This window comes from Alsobacter sp., from assembly GCF_059501845.1.
Map to the genome: position 1 here is coordinate 1347430 of NZ_JCACDK010000018.1, position 18049 is coordinate 1365478.

Sequence of the window (18049 nt, forward strand, 5' to 3'; positions counted from 1 at the left end):
TGCCGCGGCGGGCGTCGGTTGAACGCCCGCGGCCTTCAGGGATGGCCGATGACCGGCCGGCGCCTTCCGTGCGGGAAGGGCGGGCTGCCACCCATGCGTGCCGGCCTGCCGGGCACGCCTTGCGTTTCCGGTCCGGGGCGATGGCCCCGCGCGCCGGACGAGATCCGGACAACAGACATGACCTTCGTCGCGCGGCCTACGCGCCAGGATTCACAAACCGGCTTCGCCGACCAGGGCGGTGCCGACGCCGTCCGCTTCGAGCGGGTGTCGCGCCAGTTCGGAGAGGTGCGAGCCGTCGATGCCGTCGACCTCGCCATCGCTCCGGGCGAATTCTACGCCATGCTCGGTCCGTCCGGCTCCGGCAAGACGACCTGCCTGCGCCTGATCGCCGGCTTCGAGCAGCCCGACGGCGGCCATATCAGCATCTTCGGCGAGCCTGTCGAGGGCGTGCCGCCCTACCGCCGTTCGGTGAACACCGTCTTCCAGGACTACGCCCTCTTTCCGCACATGAGCGTCGGCGAGAACGTCGCCTACGGGCTCATGGTGCGCGGCGTCGGCCGCGCCGAGCGCGAGAAGCTCGCCCGCGAGGCGCTCGCCCTCGTCAAGCTCGCCGGCATGGAGCAGCGCCGCCCGGGCCAGCTCTCCGGTGGACAGCGCCAGCGGGTGGCCCTGGCCCGGGCACTCGTCGTGCGTCCGAAGGTGCTACTTCTGGATGAACCTCTCGGCGCACTCGACCTCAAGTTGCGCGAAGAAATGCAGCTGGAGCTCAAGGCGCTGCAGCGTTCCCTCGGGCTCACCTTCGTCTTCGTCACGCATGACCAGGGCGAGGCCCTGTCCATGGCGGACCGCGTCGCCGTGTTCGACCACGGCCGCATCCAGCAGGTAGGAGCTCCCGAGGACATCTACGAGCGCCCGCGCACCGCCTTCGTCGCCGGCTTTGTCGGCAGCGCCAACGTCCTGACGGCCGCGCAGGCCCGAGCCCTCGGAGCGGCGCCTGCACCCGCCTCGCTGCGGCCGGAGAAGATCGGCGTGGTGCACGCCAATGCGTCACAGGGCATCGCCGCCACGGTGCAGAGCGTGCTCTACCAGGGTGCCGCCCGCCGGATCGTCGCCACCACGGCCGAGGGGCTGGAGATTGCGGCGCTCGTCCCGGCCCGCGATGCCGACTGGCTCGCGCCGGGCCTGCCCGTCCGGCTGGTCGTGCAGCCCTCCGACCTCAACCCGCTGGTGGACGCGTGAGCATCGCCGCCCTCGAGCTGCCGCAGCCGCGCGAGAGCGTCTGGAGGCGCGTGTCCGACGTGCTGGTGCGCCGGCGCGGGCTGCTCGTCCTGTTGCTGCTCACGCCACCCGTCCTGTGGCTCGGCATCGTCTATCTCGGCAGCCTGTTTGCGCTGCTCGCCTACAGCTTCTTCTCGATAGACGAGTTCGCCGGCACCGTCGTCTACGAGCCGACGCTGTCCACCTATGGCGAGCTGCTGGCCCCGGCCAATCTCGACATCCTGCTGCGGACCGTCTCCATCTCGGCGGTCGTCACCGTGGTCTCCGCGCTGATCGGCTTCCCCGTCGCCTACTACGCGGCGCGCTATGCCCGCGGCCGGGTCAAGGCCCTGTTCTACCTCGCGATCATGATGCCGCTGTGGTCGAGCTACCTCGTCAAGGTCTATGCCTGGAAGCTGCTGTTGGCCAGGGAAGGCGTGATCAGCTGGGCGGCCAACGGCCTCGGCCTCGGCAGCGTGCTGGATGCCTGGCTCGCCCTGCCCGTCGTCGGCGGACCGTCGCTCTCTGTCAGCTACACGGGGATGACGCTGGTTTTCGTCTATCTCTGGCTGCCCTTCATGATCCTGCCCATCCAGGCGGCTCTGGAGCGCGTGCCCTCCAACCTGCTGGAGGCGTCCGCCGACCTCGGGGCCGCACCCGGGCTCACCTTCCGCACCGTGGTGCTGCCCCTGGCCATGCCGGGCGTGATCGCCGGCGCCATCTTCACCTTCTCGCTGACGCTGGGCGACTACATCGTCCCGCAGATCGTTGGCACCTCGGCCCTTGTCCTGGGCCAGGCCGTCTACACGCTGCAGGGCACGGCCGGGAACATCCCGCTGGCCGCCGCCTTCGCCGTGGTGCCCATCCTCGTCATGGGGGTGTTCCTCGTGGTCGCCAAGCGGACGGGAGCCTTCGATGCGCTCTGACCGCCTCGCCCGCGCCCCGCTCGGCCTGAAGGTCGCGGCCGGATTCGGCCTGCTCTTCATGCACGTGCCGCTGGCCTTCATCATCCTCTACGCCTTCACGACGGAGGAGAAGAGCTACGCCTTCCCGCCGCCGGGCTACACGTTGAAGTGGTTCGGCGTCGCCTGGGAACGCCAGGATATCTGGGCCGCCATCGGCCTCTCCCTCCAGGTGGCGACGGTCGCCACCCTGCTTGCCCTCATTCTCGGCACGCTGGCCGCGGGGGCGCTGGCGCGGGCGACGTTCTTCGGCCGCGAGCCCATCTCGCTGCTGCTGATCCTGCCCATCGCGTTGCCCGGCATCATCACCGGCATGGCACTGCGCTCAGCCTTCAGCGTCATGGACATCCCGTTCTCCATGTGGACCATCGTGCTGGGCCACGCGACGTTCTGCATCGTCATTGTCTACAACAACGCCGTCGCCAGGCTCCGCCGGCTCTCCCCGGCGCTCATCGAGGCCTCGATGGACCTGGGGGCCGACAGCTTCCAGACCTTCCGCCACGTCATCCTGCCCAACATCGGGACCGCGCTGCTTGCGGGCGGCATGCTCGCCTTCGCGCTGTCCTTCGACGAGGTCATCGTCACCACCTTCACCGCCGGCCAGCAGACGACCCTGCCGATCTGGATGCTCACCGAGCTCATCCGTCCCCGGCAGCGGCCGATCACCAATGTCGTGGCCGTCTTCATCATCGCCGTCACCGTCATCCCCATCGTCCTCGCCTACTACCTGACGAAGGACGGGGACGAGGTGGCCGGCTCGGGAAAATGAGGAGAACCCCCATGGACACCGCGATGCTCATTGGCGGCAAGTTCGTCGCTGGAACCGAAACGGCCGAGACGGTGCTCGACCCCAAGACCGAGGCGGTGATCCTCGAACTCGCCGAGGCCAACGCTGACCAGGTCGACCAGGCCGTCAAGGCCGCCGGCGCCGCCTTTGCCTCGTGGTCGCGCACCACGCCGTCCGAGCGCTCTGGCCTTCTGCTGAGGCTCGCCAATCGGATCGAGGCCGACGCCGAGGGCTTCGCCGCGCTGGAGGCCCAGAACTGCGGCAAGCCGCGCCACGCCGTGCTGCGCGACGAGATCCCCGCCATCGTCGACTGCTTCCGCTTCTTCGCCGGTGCGGTGCGCGTGCCGCACGGCATGCTCGCCGGTGAGTACCTGCCCGGCCACACCTCGATGATCCGGCGCGACCCGATCGGCGTCGTCGCCTCCATCGCGCCGTGGAACTACCCGCTGATGATGGCGGCCTGGAAGCTCGCCCCGGCTCTAGCGGGCGGCAACACCGTCGTCATCAAGCCCTCCGAGCAGACGCCGCTCACCATGCTGAAGCTGGCCCGCCTGATGGCTGAGATCTTCCCCGAGGGGGTCGTCAACGTCGTCGTGGGCCGCGGGGAGACAGTGGGGCAGCGCCTCATCGATCATCCCGGCGTGGCGATGATCTCGCTCACCGGCGACATCGCGACCGGCAAGAAGGTGCTCACCGCCGCAGCCCGATCTGTGAAGCGCACGCATCTGGAGCTCGGCGGCAAGGCTCCCGTCGTCGTCTTCGACGATGCCGACATCGACGCGGTCGTCGAGGGGCTCGCCACCTTCGGCTACTACAATGCCGGGCAGGACTGCACGGCCGCCTGCCGCGTCTACGCCGGGCCCAAGGTCTACGACCGGCTCGTGGCGGACCTCTCGTCCAAGGTCTCCGGCCTGCGCTTCAACCAGGCGAGCGACGACGACAACGACCTCGGACCGCTGATCTCGGCCCGCCAGCGCTCGCGCGTCGCCTCCTTCGTCGAGCGCGCCGCCGAGCTTCCGCACGTCTCGATCACGGCCGGCGGCAAGACCACGTCCGGCAAGGGCTTCTTCTACGAGCCGACGGTCGTGGCCGGGGCGCGCCAGTCCGACGAGATCGTCCGCCGCGAGGTGTTCGGCCCCGTCGTCTCCGTCACCCGCTTCACCGATGTCGACGAGGCCGTAGGCTGGGCCAACGACAGCGACTACGGCCTCGCCTCGTCGGTGTGGTCGCGCGACGTCTCCAGGGCCATGGAGACGGCCGCCCGACTCCGATACGGCTGCACCTGGGTGAACTGCCACTTCATGCTGGTCAACGAGATGCCGCATGGCGGGCTGAAGCAGTCGGGCTACGGCAAGGACATGAGCGTCTACGCGCTGGAGGACTACACCGTCGTCCGCCACGTCATGGTCAAGACGGGCTGATCCCTCGACCCACCACGGTAACGGACACGTCTCTGCCAGATCAGGCGCGGGGAACCCCTCTCCCATGTTGGGAGAGGGGCAGGGGTGAGGGCCACCTGTCACCGGTCCCCGGAGCCAGGACCACCACGCTCGGTGTTCCTGGATCCCGGCTCTCCGCTGCGCTCCGGCCGGGATGACGGCCGAGGGCGTGCGTGCCCAGCCTTGCCCCGAACTCGGCAGGGTTCCCCCCGGCCCGGCGGAGCGCTATATGAACGGCGCCGGCTCGCGGGGGCGGGGCCCGGCACCCCCTGCATCAGGATTCCCTCTCCGTGCCAGCCATCATCGCTGTCGAAGGTCTGTCCAAGACCTATGCCGGCGGCTTCCAGGCTTTGAAGTCCGTCGATCTCACGATCGAGCGGGGTGAGATCTTCGCCCTGCTCGGGCCCAACGGTGCCGGCAAGACGACGCTGATCGGCGTCGTCTGCGGGCTCGTCACGCCGTCGGAAGGCAAGATCACCGTCGACGGGCACGACATCCAGCGCGACTACCGCGCCGCACGCGCCACGATCGGCCTCGTGCCGCAGGAACTCCACACCGACATGTTCGAGACCGTGTGGAACACGGTCACCTTCAGCCGCGGCCTGTTCGGCAAGCCGAAGAACCCCAAGATGGTCGAGCAGGTGCTGCGCGACCTCTCGCTGTGGGACAAGCGCGACTCGAAGATCATGACGCTCTCCGGCGGCATGAAGCGCCGCGTGATGATTGCCAAGGCGTTGTCGCACGAGCCGCGCGTGCTGTTTCTCGACGAGCCGACGGCTGGCGTCGACGTGGAGCTGCGCCGCAGCATGTGGGAGGTGGTGCGGGGCCTGCGCGATCGCGGCGTCACCATCATCCTCACCACCCACTATATCGAGGAGGCGGAGGAGATGGCCGACCGCATCGGCGTCATCTCTGGCGGCGAGATCGTGGTGGTCGAAGAAAAGGCGAGCCTAATCGAGAAGCTGGGCAAGAAGCAGCTGATCCTCAACCTGCGCGAGCCGCTCGCCGTACTTCCCGCGGCACTCGCGGGCGAGGCGCTGGATCTCTCGCAAGATGGAACGGTGCTCACCTACACCTTCGACACGCAGGGCGAGCGGACCGGCATCGCCGGCTTGCTGCGCCGGCTGGGGGAACACGGCATCGACTTCCGCGACCTCCAAACCCGCGAGAGCTCGCTGGAGGAGATCTTCGTCAGCCTCGTCAGGGGGCGGCCATGAACTGGTACGCCGTTTCCGCCATCTACCGCTTCGAGATGTCGCGCTGGATCCGCACGCTGGCGCAGAGCCTCGCGGCCCCGGTCATCACGACCTCTCTCTACTTCGTCGTCTTCGGCTCGGCCATCGGCTCGCGCATGGCCGAGATCGACGGGGTTACCTACGGCGCTTTCATCGTGCCGGGGCTCATCATGCTCTCCATCCTGACGGAGAGCATCTCCAACGCTTCCTTCGGCATCTACATGCCGCGCTTTGCCGGCACCATCTACGAGGTGCTGTCCGCTCCCGTCTCGCCGCTGGAAATGGTTCTGGGCTATGTCGGAGCGGCGGCCACGAAGTCGGTGCTCCTCGGCCTGGTCATTCTCGTCACCGCGCGGATCTTCGTGCCCTTCTCCGTTGCGCATCCCGTCTGGATGCTGGGCTTTCTGATCTCGACGGCCGTCACCTTCAGCCTGTTCGGCTTCCTGATCGGCCTGTGGGCGACGAGCTGGGACAAGCTGCAGATTGTTCCGACGCTCGTCGTGACGCCGTTGGCGTTCCTCGGCGGCAGCTTCTATTCCGTGTCCATGCTGCCGCCCGCCTGGCAGACGATCGCTCTGTTCAACCCCGTGATCTACCTCGTCAGCGCCTTCCGCTGGAGCTTCTTCGGCATCTCGGACGTGAGCGTCGGTGTCAGCGTGCTCATGACGGGCGTGTTCATGGCGCTCTGCCTCGCCGCCATCGCCTGGGTGTTCCGCACGGGCTACCGCCTGAAGACCTGACGCGGTCTCAATGCTCCGGCGGGGCGTTGAGGTGATGGGTGGTCACCCGCTGGAAAGCGGCACCGGCCGACAGCACCAGCGCCTCGTCGAAGAAGCGGCCGATGATCTGGATGGCCACCGGCATGCCGTTGCCGTTGAGCCCGGAGGGCAGCACGAGCGCGGGCTGGCCCGTATAGTCGAACGGCATGGTGTTGCGGGCGATGACGTCCGGGAATGGATGGCGCACCCCGTCCACCTCCGCCGTGAGGTCGGAGATGTGCCCCGCCTCGGTGCCGACGCCGGGCGCGACGACCACGTCCACCCCCGCCATGCCGGCCAGAACCTCGCGCTGGATGACGGAGCGCATCCGCAGTGCCTCGATATAGGCGGTCGCGGGCTGCGCAAGCCCCTGTTCGAGGCGGGTGCGCAGGCCCTTGTCGAAGCGGTCCAGCTGGTCCCAGCGGCCGTGGTGCAGGGCGGCGAGTTCGCAGAACATGATGCGGTAGCCGAGGTCCCACGCCACGCCGAGCCGGCCGAGATCGACCGGCACGAGGATGGCGCCCTCGCCCTTCATCACGTCCAGCGCCTCTCGCCATGCTACCAGCACCGCGGCATCGACTTTCTCGACCAGCCAGCCCGACGGCACGCCGACACGCAGGCCACGCAGGCCGTCGCGCGCCCTGGACCCGTCGAACTCGCCGTGAGCGAGCTCGTCCTGACCATCGGGCCCGGCCATGTGCGGCATGGCCAGCGCGAGGTCGGCCGCCGAGCGGCCCATCGGGCCGACATGGTCGAGTGTCCAGGAGAGCGAGGCGACGCCGGTGCGCGGCACCAGCCCGCGCGTCGGCTTCAGCCCCGTGATGCCGCACCAGGAGGACGGGATGCGGATCGATCCGCCCGTGTCAGTGCCGAGCGCGAGCGGGAAGAAGCGCGCGGCGAGCCCGCTGCCGGAACCCTTCGAGGATCCGCCCGTCCAGCGCTCAGAATTCCAGGGGTTTCGCACGATCCCGTAGCGCGGGTTGTGCACCGAGCCGACCGCGTACTCCGTCGTCGACGTCATGACGAAGGGGACCGCGCCGGCCTCGCGAAGCCGCGCGACCACAGTGGCGTCCTTCTCAGCAACGCGGTCGCCGGTGAAGACTGAGCCGCAGGTGACGCGGGCGCCGGCGGCATCGACGATGTCCTTGACGCCGAAGGGAACGCCCTCGAGCGGGCGGGCTCGTCCCGCCTTCCAGCGCGCTGCGCTTTCCTGTGCCGCTTCCTCGGCGCCGGGCACGCGGGCGATCACCGCCTCGCCGCCGCGCGGGTGGGACGCGATGCGCGCCAGCAGGGCGGCGTGCACGTCGCGTGGGTCGAGGGCGCCGGAGCGGTAGCCCGACAGGAGTTCACCCACCCCGAGCGTGTGCACCGGCCCGTCCGGCACCTCGCCGCCGGCGAAGGCCGGCGCGGGCGTCGCCCGGGTGAAGGCGGCCGCGAGACGGAATTCCCGGTCTGCACCGGATGGCTCGGGTGTGCTGCCGACCTCGGGTGGGGGAAGGTCGGCGGCGAAGCCGCCCGGCCTGGCCTGCGGTGACGTCACGGTGTCCTCCCTCGCCATTACCCTCGAACTTGCCGGAGGGGAGGTTAGCGGGGCAGGGCCGCAGCCAGAAGCATGCTGGCGGAATACCGCCCTTCGCCCGGGGGCTCAGCAGGCGTGGGCGGGCATCGCCTCGAGCCTGGCGATATCCGCCTCGATGGCCTCCAGGGCCGTTCGTGTCTCGTCGACGAGGAACTTGGTGCGCACCAGCATGGTGATCGCCTCGTCGCAGTCGGCGTCGGCGAGCCTCAGGCGCTTGATCATGCGGCGCTGTCGCGTGACGAGCTCTTCGCCTTCCGAGATGGCCCGTCTCATGTCGTCCGCGGTCCGCCTGAGATCCAGCACGCCAGCCCCCGTCCAGTCTTCCCCACGCAGGAGCGGGGCCAGGGAGTAAGGAATGCGAGGATTGTGCCGCCGCGCCATCCGTCGAAATTCGTACCGGCCAAGGTTGCGTAACGGTGTTGCGTTGCTGCGTCGCTCTAGGCGGCGACTTCGGCGAGGCATCGCGTGCGTGCGGCACGGTAGCGGGAGACCTCCCGGGCGGCGTCCTCGCCGCGCGCCAGGGCCGACGCGGCGTCCGCGGCGCCTGTGGCTGCCGCCTGGCATGCCTCGGGGAGGGCGGCGGCGTGCACCGCCATGAGCGCGGAATGACAGGCCGCCGGCAGCGCACCCGCGAAGGTGGATCCAGCGCGGCGGGCGCCGTTCGCGTCCTCCAGGGCCTGCTCGCAGGGGCGCAGCGCGTCGACGACGGCGCGGGCGCGCTCCGACGAGCGTGCAAGGCCGGGCCACGGGTCGGGCGCCGGCATGCGCGAGACTGCGAACTGGACGGCCAGCGTGCCGCCGAACAACAGCATGAACGCCAGCGCGGTATGCAGCGGCCTGGCCGCAGGAAGGACGTGAGTCATGGATCTGGTTCCCCGCAGCGCCTATAATCGATGTGGCTCCTTGGCTGAAGCTCTGCCTTTGCTCGTAGTTATGCCGGGGTATTCACCAGTGTGGACTGGCGGGACATGCATGAGATCGTGACCTCATCTTTTCCCGTTAAGCCGGGTTAACGGCGAATGCATGCGCCTGCCTGAGAAGCGGACCGTCGCGCCCTTGATCCATCACAGCGACGCGCGGCACGGATCTGGGGAGAATGGGCCCATGGGCAACGCGAGGTTGCTCGGGGCCCTGGCTCGAAGGGGAGCGCGATGGCGGACAGCGCTTCGCAGAGGCGGCGCGGGAAATCCGGGCCCGGCCGCATCATCACGGTGCCGGCGCGCGTGGCAGGCCGCACGGGCGATCCGGACCCCCGTGCCCGTCGCGATTTCGGACTGCGCGACAAACCCGGCGTGAGCGAAGAAGTACTGTTGCGCCTGCCGTTTGCCGACCTCCGGGAGTTCCGGGTCGCAGGCGCGGTGTCGCAATCGCCCTTGCTGGTCGTGCCGCCCATGGCCGGCGGCTTCCCGGTCCTGCTCTACGACCTCGTCGCCGGGCTGCTCGCGGTCAGGGGCCGGGTGGCGGTGGCCGACTGGCTGGACGCCCGCTTCGTTCCACGATGCGAGGGGAATTTCACGCTCGCCTGCAACGTGGACTCCGTACGCGCGATGGTGCGCCAACTGGGTCCGCAGGCTGACGTGGTGGCCGTCTGCCAGGGCGGCGTCCCGGCGCTCGCTGCTTCCACCCTTCTCGCCAACGAGGAAAGCTCCGCCGCGCCGCGGTCGCTTGCCCTGGCCGGCGCTCCCGTCGACACGCTGGTCAACCCGACGCGCGGCGGCGTCTTCGCCCGCACCCATACGCTCGAATGGTTCGATGCAAACGTGATCTCGCTGGTGCCCGCCGGCGACCCCGGCGAGGGTCGTCTGGTCTATCCCGGCACGCTCCAATTCCAGACGCTGATGGCCTATGCCGGCCGTCACATGGTGGAGCAGCGGGAGTTGTTCTGGAAATTTCTCGCCGACGACGGGCTGGACCCGCTGGCTCACCCCTTCTTTCGCCTCGCGCTCGGCATGATGGACCTGACGCGCGAGTTCTTTCTCGACAGCATCCGCCACGTCTTCCAGGAGCCGCTCTTCCTCGCTGGGTCGAACAGCGTTCCCTTGCCGGGGCTCGACCTCGCGTCCCTGACCCGCACGGCGCTGTTGACCATCGAGGGCGAGGACGATGACCTCTGCTCGCCCGGCCAGACCGAGGCGGCCCAGCGCCTGTGCCGCAACGTCCCGGCCGCAATGCGTGCGCACCTCTCGGTGCCGCGTTGCGGACACTTCTCGCTGTTCCACGGCCGCGCGTGCCGCGACACCGTGATCCCGGCCCTTCTCGCCTTCTGGACGGGACTGTCCGGCCCATGAAGCAGGTGCTTGGGGCAAAGCTCAAGGCACGCTATGAACGCAACGGGTAGGCTGACCGAGGCGCCGACATGAAGGACATGTCCGCGGAACTGGCGGAGCTCAAGAGCCTGGTGTCGAGGGCCCGCGAGCCGGCGGGAAGGCGTAGCCACGCCCATCCGCGCAGGGCGGAAGCGGCAGGCGGCAGCAGCGCGGCCGCGGCGGCGGAACTCGCCCCCGAGAAGCTCGACGAGCTGCTGTCGTCGCTGCGCGATGTCCTCGAACAGCCGGTCGAGGACCTAGAGGAGGCCATTGCCTCGCATCCGCTCGGCTCGGCCGCCGCTGCCTTTTTCCTGGGCGTCCTGGTCGGACGCCTGCTGCCCCGGGGGTGACATGGTCGAGAGGCTGGTGAAGCACGCCCGCGTCCTGTGGCGCGCGGAATCCATTTTGGCCGAGATCCGCCTGAAACGGATGATGACGCGGTCCGGCCTCCTCGCCGTGGCCGCCCTGATCGCCGCCTTCGGCCTCGCCATGCTGAACGTGGCGGGCTTTTTCTGGCTCGAGCCCGGTTGGGGACCGGCCGGTGCAGCACTATGGGTGGGAGGCGCCGACTTCCTGATTGCCATCGCCCTGCTGCTCGTGGCGCTGCGGGCACCGGCCGGGCGCGAGATGGAACTGGCGATGGAAGTCAGGCAGGCCGCCCTGGACGGGCTTGAGGATGACGCGCGCCTGCTGCAGGTCGAGCTGCTGTCCCTGCGCGACGAGACCCTGCGCATGCGGGATTCGGTTCTTGGCCTGGTGAAACACCCGCTCGAGGCCGCCCTCACCGGCCTCGTCGTGCCCCTCGCCGGTGCCCTGCTGAAGGGCGACCGGAAGAGGGGCAAGGCGGAGGGTTAGAAGCTGGTGAGCGGAGCGCGGTGGGAAAGATCGCTACCGTCGGCGGCGGACAGGCAAACAGGCCTGGGTTGCTTCGCTTCGCTCGCAATGACGATAAGCAACGCAACGTTACGCTGATCAGGCCCTGGCCTTGCTGCGGCGGGTGTCGAGAAGCCCGAAGGCCACAGGGAACGGCGGCAGATCCCACCCGGAGAACTCTGCCCAGAACTCGTTTTCGTGCAAAGGCTCCGCCTCGCGCGCCGCGGTCTGGACGTTGACGCGCACCCAGCCAGTGCCCCGCCGCGTCACCGCGTAGGCGAGGCCCGGGATCATCAGAAGCGGCCGTCCTTTCCAAACAAAATGCATCATAGCCTCGTCGCAAACAGACAGGCGCGACCGAAGCCGGCCGCACCCACCTGGTCCACAATGCCGATGCAGCGCTGCTGATCCCGCGAGGTTGGGGCCATATTGTCGCACCCTCCGGTGCCTGGCCGGGGCAGGCACCGCTCCCGGGCACGGGTCAGGGGCGAATGGGAGAGGCCTTCAGCCGGTTCCAGATCGCCTCGGCCGCAACGGTGTAGCCGCCGTCGAAATGGTGGCCGCCATCCAGAGCGACACGGTCGGCGTGGCCGAGCTGCGGCGCTGTGCAGGAGGTCGAGCCGTCGGCGGCCTCCTCCTTGCCGTAGATGCACTGCGTCCGGTCGAGCGGCAGCATCGCGAGCTGCGGCGCGATCGGCTTGCCCGAGGCGGTTGCCGTGCCGACGAAGCCCTCGACGGTGACCTCGAACTCCGCGCTGTGGCCGAGGCCGAGCAGCGAGACGAGGTCGACATGGTCTTTCACCGAGCGGGGCAGCAGCGGCCAGACCTCCGGCATCACGTCAGCGCCGAAAGAATAGCCGATCAGGGCGAAGCGGTCCGTCTGGTACTCGGCGCCGTAGTGCTTCAGCAGGCGGCTGAGGTCGGCCGCCACCTCGCCGGGGCTGCGCTTGGCCCAGAAGTAGCGCAGCGAGTCGAGACCCACGACAGCGACGCCGCGCTGGGCGAGCCAGTCGCCGATCGACTTGTCGATGTCGCGCCAGCCGCCGTCGCCGGAGACGATGATGGCGAGGCCCTTCACCGGGCCGACGGGAGGAATGATCGCGACCGGCAGGTCCGTCGCGCCGGATCCGCCCTGCCCGAACTGCAGCGCCGCGGCAACCAGGCCCTGCCGCGAGGTCTCCTCGTCCTCGGCGGCGACGTAGTCGGCGAGCGGGTTCTGCGCCTGGAAGGCCTCGGCAGCCTTGCGGTCCGTCTCCGGGCCGATGACGCGCCAGTTGCCGCGCAGGTCGGGCTGCATGCGCAACGCGAGCTGGCCCGGGCCGGCCGGGTCGAAATTGGGCTGCACGCAATAGGGGCGGTCGGACTTAAGGGTCGGCTGGAAGCCGATGCTCACCGCGCCCGCCATCGTGTTCACGGGCGACTGCGCCAGCGTGGCGAAGGCGAAAGCGGCGCCGTCACCGCGCCCCGTCACGAGCGGGAAGAAATAGCGCGACAGGTTGAGCTTGCGCTGCACAGCCTGGCCGAGGTCCTTCACGTCGTCGGCGGTATAGTGGCACTCGTCCTTTGCCGGCTCCTTGGCCTGCTCCGCCCGGTAGTGATCGAAGTCGAAGGAGGCGACGATGACGCCTTCCTCGACCAGCGCCAGTGCATCGCGGCGGCTCGCTTCGGCGTGGGCCGCGTCGGCGGCGATGACGACGAGCCCGCGCGGCTCGTGGTCGGAGTATGTGATGTCGATGCGGCCGAACTCGTCCTGCTCGATCGACGTCGTCTGGATGCTTGGCGTCGCGAAGGCGGACCAGGACCAGTGGCCAACGACGAGCGTCGCGACGAGCGCGGCCGACCCGGCGGCCGCCAGTGCGGTCCTGCGGAACGGAAGGCGCGGTTTCATCACTTCGCTCCCTTGGTGACTGCCTTGATCGGGCTGCCGGAGATCAGGCTGGCGACGTCGAAGAGGATCTGCGGCGTCGCCCATCCGCCCGGGCTGGCGAGGTAGCGCGGCTCCCACACCGGCCCGAACTTCTCCTTGTAGGCGCGAAGTCCCTTGAAACCGTAAAAGCGCTCGCCGTTGCGGGCGACGAAGGCCGCGATCTTGTGCCAGCTCGGCGCAAGCCGGTGCTCCGACAGGCCCGAGAGCGGCGCCATGCCGAGGTTGAACCAGCGGTAGCCGAGGTCGCGCCCGACCTGCATCAGGCTGACGAAGAGCAGGTCCATCGTGCCCGGCATGTCGGGCAGATTGCGCATGAGGTCGATGGTGATCTCGCCGCCCTTCTGGCCGTACCAGATGTTGGCGAAGGCGAGGATCCGGCCCTCCTTGCGGACCACGGCCACGTCGAAGCGCGACAGGTAGTCCGCCGACCAGAAGCCGATTGAGAAGCCTTTCTCGCCCGAGCCGCGCTCGGCGAGCCACGCGTCGGAGACGGCCTTGAGTTCGTCGAGATGGCAGGGCACCTCGTCCTTGGGAATGACGGCGAACTCCAGCCCGTCCCGCTTGGCGCGGTTCAGCGCGTTGCGGAAGTCGCGACCGGCGCGGCCCTCGGTGGTGAAGGTGGAGAGGTCGACCTTGGCCTCCTCGCCGAGCTTCACCAGCGACAGCCCGCCATCGAGATAGAGCGGCAGGTGCGCCGGGCTGACCTGGTAGAACACGGGCCAGCCGGCGTGCTTGTCGACCTCCTCCAGGAACTGCCACATCAGGTCGGGGGCGCGCTCCGCCGGTCCGACGGGATCGCCCATCGCGATCCAGGACTTGCCGCGCACCGCGTACATGAGGAAGGCGTCGCCCGTCTCGTGCACGAGGAAGCGCTTGTCGTCGAGCCAGGCCAGCTGCGCGTCGGCGCGGTCGGCATGGGCGAGGGCGGACTCCAGCACGTCCGACGGGACGGGCGAGGACGCAACCGGACGGCGGCGGTGATGGATGAGCGCGTGGAAGGAGATGGCTGTCGCCACCACCACGGCGACGAGGCTGCTGCGCAGGAAGCGCGAGGCGTCGGCGCTCCATGCGAACTTCCACCACAGCTCGTGGCTGTAGTCGACGTCGCCATAGGTGGCGAGGCCGAGCCAGATCACGCTGCCCAGGATGACGGCGATGGCAAGGATCCAGAGCGGGTTCAGCGGCTCGGCGAAGATGCCGGCCTTGCGGTAGAAGGCTTGCCGGTTGGCCACGAGCAGGATGAGGACGGCGCCGAGCACAGTCGCTTCCTCCCAGTCGAAGCCCTTCAGCAGCGACACGGCCATGCCGGCGCCGATGACGACGACCGAGAGCGTCCACGCGCTCGCCAGCCGCCGCCTGAGGCCGTGGGCCAGCAGGAGCAGGATGACGCCCGCCGTGCTGCCGATGAGGTGGGACACCTCGGCGAAGGGCAGCGGGATCAGGTGACGCAGAGCCTTCACGCGGGTGTAGTCGTCGGGCAACGCGCCCGAGGTGAGCAGCACCAGGCCGCCCACGAAGGTGAGCGCGGCCAGCGCCGTGGGCGCGAAATGGACGGCGAGGCGGCGCGCCTGGCGCAGCTTCTCCGGCATGGTGTAGCGCACCCGAACCTCGTGGATGCCGAGAAGGGCGAGCGCCAGCAGGAACGGGATCAGCGTGTATGTGACGCGCCACAGCAGCAGGCCGGAGAGCAGTCCGGAGGCCTGCGCCTGCGGAAAGGCGAGGAGGACGGCGGCCTCGAAGGTGCCGAGCCCGGCCGGGGCGTGGCTGGCGGCGGCGAACGGGATGGCGCCGGCGAAGACGGCGGCGAAGCCGATGAAGCCGACCGGCAGGTCGGACGGCATCAGCACGTAGAGGGCGAGCGCCGAGGCGGCGACGTCGACCACGCCGAGTGCGATCTGCAGGAAGACGAGCTTCGTGCCGGCCAGGCGCAGCTCGGCCCGGCCGCGGCCGACCGAGCGGCCTTCCTTGCCGCTCCACACGGCGAAGCCGACGAGCGCGGCCAGGATGGCGATGCCGGCGATGCGGTTCACCTCCGGCGACAGCCGGTCGAGCAAAGTGAGGGCGGAGGGCGCCAGCACGGCTGAAAGGCCAATGACGGCGGCCACGCCGACCCACAGCATGACGCCGGCCACGGCAGTCAGCTTGGCCACTTCCGGACCTGTGAGGCCGGCCCTGCCGTAGATCCGCCAGCGCACCGCGCCTGCTGTCACCAGCGGAAAGCCGAGCGCGTGGCCGATGGAGTAGCTGGTGAAGGAGCCGAGCGCGATGGTCCGCATCGGGACGGTCGTCGCCGTCGCGGCGCGCACCCCGCAGGCGTCGTAGCCGATCAGGGCAAGGTAGCTGATCGCCGAGAAGATGAGGGAAGCAGCCACCGCGCGCATCGGGGTCGCGGCGGCGGCTTCCAGGACGGTGCCGGCGTCGATATCGGCGGCGAGCCTGGAGAGCAGGAACAGGATGGCGCCGAAAGCAGCGAGCGCGGCGACGGGGCCGGCCCAGCGGCGCCAGGCCGGTTTCGAGGCTGGGGCTGTCGCGACTGCGGCATCGTTGGCGGCAGCAGCGTCGATCAGCCGGGGCGACGGAAAGGCGAGATCTTCGGGAGCCGGAGCGGGCACCACAGTGTTGTCGCGGGGGAGTGCGGCGTGGGACGTCATGGTGCGGTTCTCGGAAAGGTCGGGGGGCGGCTGACGCTGGCGTGACCAGCAGGTGCCAGGCCGGCCCTCACAGGGGGCAGCCAGAGGCGTGGCGGCAGGCGGGCTCGGTCAGCCGGAGCGCGATTGCGCCCGGGACACCGGCCTGCCGGTCACGCGGCGGGTGGACCCGTCGAGAGGAAGGAGAGCCACCGCGGGCGCGGCGGAGTGGGCAGAAGGGCTGCCCTGCGGGATGCGATCTCGCTATAGAGCGGCTCGGGTGCCGCGGATCGGGCCAGCGTGGCGGCCTCGTCGGGATCGCACCCGTCGTCGAACAGGTCCAATCCGCCATCGTCGGCAAGAGCCGCGACCCAGCCGCCATCGGCGTCGGTCAGACCGGGCAGGTCGTCGCCGGCCTGCGTCCATCCACCTGCAGCGACGCCGGCCAGGGACGGCGCCGGGGCCAGCACCTGCCACGCACCGACGAGCAGCAGCAGCCCGAGAAGGGCCTGCAGCAGTCGGAGGGCGGGGCGGGTGGAGGTCATGGTCCGGCGATTCGATGACTGGTAGCGTCAGCGATACCGCATGCAACCTGAACGGTTCCTGACTGGCCCGCTCCGTACTCGCCCTTACCTTGCAGAAGAGCGGTCCGGCACGCCGGCTTCAGTCCACATCCGTCAGGAAGTCGTCGCGCCGCGGCGCGAAAACGTCGACCAGCACGCCCGGCTCGACGGCCACGACCCCGTGCTGCAGGCCCGGCGGGACGAGATAACCGCCGCCGGTCCCGATCCGCAGCGTCGTGCCGCCCAGCGTGACGTCGAAGGCGCCGCTGGCGACGTAGGATGTCTGAACATGGGGGTGCGAATGCATCGCCCCGACAGCCCCGGCTTGGAAGCGGAACTCGACGACCATCATCTCCGGGATCTGCATGCGGACCCGCCGCTCGACGCCCTCCGCCGAGGCCAACCATCCCTCGTCCGAGGCAAGGGCGAACTGCCCCTCTCTCCCGACCTGCATGCCTTGCTCCTCTTCGCCTTGCGCAGTGGACAGCGACCGGAGCCCGGTCCACCATCGCGCCTCCGAGTCCCCGCCGCGGCGACCAGCCGAGACCCCGATGACATCCCATGCCGTCGCCGAGGCGCCCGCCGCCTTCCAGCGAACCGTCCTGACCTGGTTCTGCTACCTCACGCTGGCCTTCTTCACCTTTATCCTGAACATCCAGGGCAACATCCTGCCCTTCCTGAAGACGGAACTCGACCTCACCTACCGCATGCTCGGGTTGCATTCGAGCGCCGTCGCCGTGGGAATGATCGGCGCCGGCATCTTCGGAGACAGGGCAATCCGTGCCTTCGGCCGCCGCGCCACCATGCACATCGCGCTAATCGGCATCGGTGCCGGCTCGCTCATGCTCGCCTGGGCGCCGTCGGCCTGGTTCACCATCGCCGGCTGCTTCCTCATCGGCGCGCTCGGCGGGCTGACGCCCGGCACCGTGCTGGCCACGCTGTCGGACACCTACGGCACGCGCAAGGACATCGCCTTCGCCGAATGCATGGCGACCTGCTACGCCTTCGCCATCCTCGCGCCGCTCTCATCGAGCCTGGCCATCGCCATGGGGCTCGGCTGGCGCGCCGCGCTGCTTTTCGGCCTGCTCCTGGGCGCGGCCATCATCGTGTTCTTTGGCCGGGCCGTTTTTCCGTCCGCCGCGGCAGCCCGCGGCCAGGAAACCAGCGGCAACCTGCCCGTCGCCTTCTGGGGCTACTGGTTCGCGCTCTGCATGTCGGTCGCCGTCGAGTTCTGCGTCATCCTGTGGTCACCGGAATATCTGGAACGGGTCGCGGGTTTCTCGCGCACGGAAGCCGCAGGCTGGGCCGCGACCTTCTTCCTCGCCATGCTGCTCGGGCGACTGGGCGGCGCTGCTCTCATCCGGATCATGTCGCGCGACAGGGTCTTCGCCGGGACCGTGGTCGTGACGCTCATCGGCTTCGCCGTCTACTGGACGTCTCCCGGGCAGGTGGCAGCCGTCGCCGGGCTGTTCCTCCTGGGTCTCGGCGTTTCACAGCTTTATCCCGTGGGCGCCGGGGCGGCGATCGCGTCCGCCGGAGCGCTGGGTGAACGGGCGGGCACGCGCCTCACCATCGCGGTCGGGATCGCCATCCTGACCATGCCCGCCCTGCTCGGCGCGCTGGCGGATCTCGTCGGCCTGCACCTCGCCCACCTCGTCATGCCGGTGCTGGCGGCTGCCGCGGGCATTTCCTTCCTCGCGGCCGGGCGGCACATGCGCCGGGCCTAGGCGGGACGG

The 18049-nt window shown here is 69.5% G+C and carries 18 protein-coding genes; 10 read left to right on the forward strand and 8 right to left on the reverse strand.

Annotated features, from left to right (window positions below; all coding sequences use genetic code 11):
• Positions 1–177 precede the first annotated feature (177 nt).
• The 6 genes from AC5JCN_RS21250 (at position 178) to AC5JCN_RS21275 (ending at position 6420) form a co-directional block, all read left to right on the forward strand.
• Positions 178–1239: an ABC transporter ATP-binding protein gene (locus AC5JCN_RS21250; RefSeq protein ID WP_495757082.1), complete on the forward strand. Its 1062-nt coding sequence runs from the start codon at positions 178–180 to the stop codon at positions 1237–1239.
• Positions 1236–2183, forward strand: a complete 948-nt coding sequence (locus AC5JCN_RS21255; protein ID WP_495757083.1) for an ABC transporter permease — start codon at positions 1236–1238, stop codon at positions 2181–2183. The genes AC5JCN_RS21250 and AC5JCN_RS21255 overlap by 4 nt, the downstream gene beginning before the upstream one ends.
• Positions 2173–2988, forward strand: coding sequence for an ABC transporter permease (locus AC5JCN_RS21260; RefSeq protein ID WP_495757084.1), 816 nt, complete (start codon positions 2173–2175; stop codon positions 2986–2988). The genes AC5JCN_RS21255 and AC5JCN_RS21260 overlap by 11 nt, the downstream gene beginning before the upstream one ends.
• Before the next feature lie 11 nt (positions 2989–2999).
• A complete protein-coding gene (locus AC5JCN_RS21265) occupies positions 3000–4427 on the forward strand; it encodes a gamma-aminobutyraldehyde dehydrogenase (protein ID WP_495757085.1) in 1428 nt (475 codons plus the stop codon).
• Between the two features lie 308 nt (positions 4428–4735).
• On the forward strand, positions 4736–5662 hold the full coding sequence (locus AC5JCN_RS21270; RefSeq protein WP_495757086.1) for an ABC transporter ATP-binding protein: 927 nt from the start codon (positions 4736–4738) through the stop codon (positions 5660–5662).
• Positions 5659–6420 carry an ABC transporter permease gene (locus tag AC5JCN_RS21275; protein ID WP_495757087.1) on the forward strand — a complete coding sequence of 254 codons (762 nt, stop codon included), beginning with the start codon at positions 5659–5661 and terminating at the stop codon, positions 6418–6420. Before AC5JCN_RS21270 ends, AC5JCN_RS21275 begins: the two co-directional genes overlap by 4 nt.
• 7 nt (positions 6421–6427) lie before the next feature.
• Here AC5JCN_RS21275 and AC5JCN_RS21280 read toward each other — a convergent pair whose 3' ends face one another.
• The 3 genes from AC5JCN_RS21280 to AC5JCN_RS21290 form a co-directional block, all read right to left on the reverse strand.
• A complete protein-coding gene (locus AC5JCN_RS21280) occupies positions 6428–7978 on the reverse strand; it encodes an amidase (RefSeq protein WP_495757088.1) in 1551 nt (516 codons plus the stop codon).
• A 105-nt stretch (positions 7979–8083) separates the two neighbouring features.
• Complete coding sequence (locus AC5JCN_RS21285; protein ID WP_495757089.1) at positions 8084–8290, reverse strand: hypothetical protein; 207 nt, start codon at positions 8288–8290, stop codon at positions 8084–8086.
• A gap of 164 nt (positions 8291–8454) precedes the next feature.
• Positions 8455–8880, reverse strand: coding sequence for a hypothetical protein (locus AC5JCN_RS21290; protein WP_495757090.1), 426 nt, complete (start codon positions 8878–8880; stop codon positions 8455–8457).
• A gap of 288 nt (positions 8881–9168) precedes the next feature.
• On the opposite strand from AC5JCN_RS21290, the gene AC5JCN_RS21295 reads away from it, so the two are divergent.
• The 3 genes from AC5JCN_RS21295 (at position 9169) to AC5JCN_RS21305 (ending at position 11178) form a co-directional block, all read left to right on the forward strand.
• Positions 9169–10305 (forward strand): hypothetical protein, encoded by a 1137-nt coding sequence (locus AC5JCN_RS21295; RefSeq protein ID WP_495757091.1) that lies wholly within the window; start codon positions 9169–9171, stop codon positions 10303–10305.
• A 68-nt stretch (positions 10306–10373) separates the two neighbouring features.
• Positions 10374–10673: a hypothetical protein gene (locus AC5JCN_RS21300; protein WP_495757092.1), complete on the forward strand. Its 300-nt coding sequence runs from the start codon at positions 10374–10376 to the stop codon at positions 10671–10673.
• A gap of 1 nt (position 10674) precedes the next feature.
• Positions 10675–11178 carry a phage holin family protein gene (locus AC5JCN_RS21305; protein ID WP_495757093.1) on the forward strand — a complete coding sequence of 168 codons (504 nt, stop codon included), beginning with the start codon at positions 10675–10677 and terminating at the stop codon, positions 11176–11178.
• 117 nt (positions 11179–11295) lie between these two features.
• On the opposite strand, the gene AC5JCN_RS21310 is transcribed toward AC5JCN_RS21305, so the two are convergent.
• The 5 genes from AC5JCN_RS21310 to AC5JCN_RS21330 all read right to left on the reverse strand — a co-directional run bounded on the left by AC5JCN_RS21310 (position 11296) and on the right by AC5JCN_RS21330 (position 16767).
• The gene (locus AC5JCN_RS21310) at positions 11296–11490 is read right to left on the reverse strand and encodes a hypothetical protein (RefSeq protein WP_495757094.1); all 195 of its coding nucleotides are present in this window, start codon (positions 11488–11490) and stop codon (positions 11296–11298) included.
• 187 nt (positions 11491–11677) lie between these two features.
• Positions 11678–13084, reverse strand: coding sequence for a virulence factor family protein (locus AC5JCN_RS21315; protein ID WP_495757095.1), 1407 nt, complete (start codon positions 13082–13084; stop codon positions 11678–11680).
• Complete coding sequence (gene mprF, locus AC5JCN_RS21320) at positions 13084–15774, reverse strand: bifunctional lysylphosphatidylglycerol flippase/synthetase MprF (protein WP_495757096.1); 2691 nt, start codon at positions 15772–15774, stop codon at positions 13084–13086. Before mprF ends, AC5JCN_RS21315 begins: the two co-directional genes overlap by 1 nt.
• A 149-nt stretch (positions 15775–15923) precedes the next feature.
• The gene (locus AC5JCN_RS21325) at positions 15924–16295 is read right to left on the reverse strand and encodes a hypothetical protein (RefSeq protein WP_495757097.1); all 372 of its coding nucleotides are present in this window, start codon (positions 16293–16295) and stop codon (positions 15924–15926) included.
• A gap of 118 nt (positions 16296–16413) precedes the next feature.
• Entirely contained in the window at positions 16414–16767 is a 354-nt protein-coding gene (locus tag AC5JCN_RS21330; RefSeq protein ID WP_495757098.1) for a cupin domain-containing protein, read from the reverse strand.
• 97 nt (positions 16768–16864) lie between these two features.
• On the opposite strand from AC5JCN_RS21330, the gene AC5JCN_RS21335 reads away from it, so the two are divergent.
• The gene (locus tag AC5JCN_RS21335; RefSeq protein WP_495757099.1) at positions 16865–18040 is read left to right on the forward strand and encodes an MFS transporter; all 1176 of its coding nucleotides are present in this window, start codon (positions 16865–16867) and stop codon (positions 18038–18040) included.
• Positions 18041–18049: the final 9 nt, after the last annotated feature.

What these genes read in the sequence shown, in the direction of transcription:
- AC5JCN_RS21265 (WP_495757085.1), top strand. Translation starts at nt 3,000, where the DNA reads ATGGACACCGCGATGCTCATTGGCGGCAAGTTCGTCGCTGGAACCGAA.
- AC5JCN_RS21290 (WP_495757090.1), bottom strand. Translation starts at nt 8,880, where the DNA reads ATGACTCACGTCCTTCCTGCGGCCAGGCCGCTGCATACCGCGCTGGCG.
- AC5JCN_RS21300 (WP_495757092.1), top strand. Translation starts at nt 10,374, where the DNA reads ATGAAGGACATGTCCGCGGAACTGGCGGAGCTCAAGAGCCTGGTGTCG.
- mprF (WP_495757096.1), bottom strand. Translation starts at nt 15,774, where the DNA reads ATGACGTCCCACGCCGCACTCCCCCGCGACAACACTGTGGTGCCCGCT.
- AC5JCN_RS21295 (WP_495757091.1), top strand. Translation starts at nt 9,169, where the DNA reads ATGGCGGACAGCGCTTCGCAGAGGCGGCGCGGGAAATCCGGGCCCGGC.
- AC5JCN_RS21310 (WP_495757094.1), bottom strand. Translation starts at nt 11,490, where the DNA reads ATGATCCCGGGCCTCGCCTACGCGGTGACGCGGCGGGGCACTGGCTGG.
- AC5JCN_RS21305 (WP_495757093.1), top strand. Translation starts at nt 10,675, where the DNA reads ATGGTCGAGAGGCTGGTGAAGCACGCCCGCGTCCTGTGGCGCGCGGAA.
- AC5JCN_RS21250 (WP_495757082.1), top strand. Translation starts at nt 178, where the DNA reads ATGACCTTCGTCGCGCGGCCTACGCGCCAGGATTCACAAACCGGCTTC.
- AC5JCN_RS21330 (WP_495757098.1), bottom strand. Translation starts at nt 16,767, where the DNA reads ATGCAGGTCGGGAGAGAGGGGCAGTTCGCCCTTGCCTCGGACGAGGGA.
- AC5JCN_RS21325 (WP_495757097.1), bottom strand. Translation starts at nt 16,295, where the DNA reads ATGACCTCCACCCGCCCCGCCCTCCGACTGCTGCAGGCCCTTCTCGGG.
- AC5JCN_RS21285 (WP_495757089.1), bottom strand. Translation starts at nt 8,290, where the DNA reads ATGAGACGGGCCATCTCGGAAGGCGAAGAGCTCGTCACGCGACAGCGC.
- AC5JCN_RS21335 (WP_495757099.1), top strand. Translation starts at nt 16,865, where the DNA reads ATGACATCCCATGCCGTCGCCGAGGCGCCCGCCGCCTTCCAGCGAACC.
- AC5JCN_RS21315 (WP_495757095.1), bottom strand. Translation starts at nt 13,084, where the DNA reads ATGAAACCGCGCCTTCCGTTCCGCAGGACCGCACTGGCGGCCGCCGGG.
- AC5JCN_RS21260 (WP_495757084.1), top strand. Translation starts at nt 2,173, where the DNA reads ATGCGCTCTGACCGCCTCGCCCGCGCCCCGCTCGGCCTGAAGGTCGCG.
- AC5JCN_RS21275 (WP_495757087.1), top strand. Translation starts at nt 5,659, where the DNA reads ATGAACTGGTACGCCGTTTCCGCCATCTACCGCTTCGAGATGTCGCGC.